The sequence below is a fragment of the Mesorhizobium sp. M7A.F.Ca.CA.001.10.2.1 genome (genome assembly GCF_003998575.1).
In the GTDB taxonomy this organism is placed as follows: domain Bacteria; phylum Pseudomonadota; class Alphaproteobacteria; order Rhizobiales; family Rhizobiaceae; genus Mesorhizobium.
On sequence record NZ_RZQY01001045.1, the window covers coordinates 1 to 1,310 of the forward strand.

The window sequence follows — 1,310 nt, forward strand, 5'->3', positions numbered from 1 at the left end:
CCGCCTATCCCGTACGCGGCCGTGCCGTCAGCCAGTCTTTCACCCCCGCCGATCCAGCCTCGCCACCAGCCGGTCCCCCGCCCACTGGATGCCGCAGACCAGGATGATCAGCACGATGACCACCGCGATCATGACGGACGTCTCAAATCGTTGATAGCCGTAGCGGATGGCGAGGTCGCCGAGGCCGCCGGCGCCGATGGCGCCGGCCATGGCCGAGGCACCGATCAGCGTCACCAGCGTCACCGTGAAGCCGGCGACGATGCCGGGCAGGGCTTCCGGCACCAGCACCTCGCGGATGATCGTCCAGCGGTTGCCGCCCATGGCGCGCGCCGCCTCGATCAAGCCACGGTCGACCTCACGCAACGACACTTCGGCAATGCGCGCGTAATAGGGCGTGGCGGCGATCGACAGCGGCACGATGGCTGCCCATGTGCCGATCGAGGTGCCGACGATCAGCCGCGTCACCGGGATCAGTGCCACCAGAAGGATGATGAAGGGCACCGAACGGAAGCCGTTGATGACGGCGCCGAGCGCCCGGTTCACCCACAGGCTTTCGGCAATCCCGCCGCGTTCGGTGGCGATCAGTGCCAGGCCGAGCGGCAGGCCGAAGACCAGCGAGATGAGGCCGGAGGCGGCTGTCATCAGGACGGTTTCCCAAATCGAACGCAGCAGAAGTTCAAACAGGATCGGCGACATGGCCAAGCACCTCCACCCGCGCCTGGCGGGTCTTCAGGAATGTGATGATGTCAGCGAGATGATTTGCATCGCTGCCGGGAACAGACAGGAACAGCGTGCCGACGGGCTGTTGCTGGATATGGTCGATGCCGCCGTGGATGAGGCGGAAGGCGCCTGGAACAGCCGTGGCAAGGTCGGACAGCAACGGGCCGCGTGCCGCATCACCGGCCACGTCGACGCGCAGGATCGTCTCCGCGCCGGCCGCCGGCAGCAGCCGGGCCGCCAGTTCGGCTGGCAGCTGTGGCCGGATGGCGCCGAGCAGGCTTTTGGTGATGTCTGATTGTGGGTCGGCAAACACCGACCAGACCGGCCCTTGCTCGACGATGCGCCCGGCGTCGATCACCGCAACGCGGTCGGCGATCGAGCGGACCACCTCCATCTCATGGGTGATCAGAAGGATGGTCAGCCCAAGCTGCCGGTTGATGTCCTTGAGAAGGGCGAGGATGGAGCGCGTTGTTTCCGGATCGAGCGCCGAGGTGGCTTCGTCCGACAAGAGCAGCGCCGGGCGTGCTGCCAGCGCCCGGGCGATGCCGACACGCTGCTTCTGGCCGCCCGACAGTGACGCCGGATAGGCT

The 1,310-nt window shown here is 66.9% G+C and carries 2 protein-coding genes; both read right to left on the minus strand.

Annotated features, from left to right (window positions below; genetic code table 11):
* Positions 1-39 precede the first annotated feature (39 nt).
* Complete coding sequence (locus tag EN964_RS34875) at positions 40-696, minus strand: methionine ABC transporter permease (RefSeq protein WP_127266743.1); 657 nt, start codon at positions 694-696, stop codon at positions 40-42.
* The coding region (locus EN964_RS34880; RefSeq protein WP_127277462.1) for an NIL domain-containing protein at positions 677-1,310 on the minus strand (634 nt) is incomplete at its 5' end. The genes EN964_RS34880 and EN964_RS34875, both read right to left, overlap by 20 nt.

Excerpts from the sequence above, each read along its gene's own strand:
- EN964_RS34875 (WP_127266743.1), bottom strand. The coding sequence starts at position 696 with ATGTCGCCGATCCTGTTTGAACTTCTGCTGCGTTCGATTTGGGAAACC.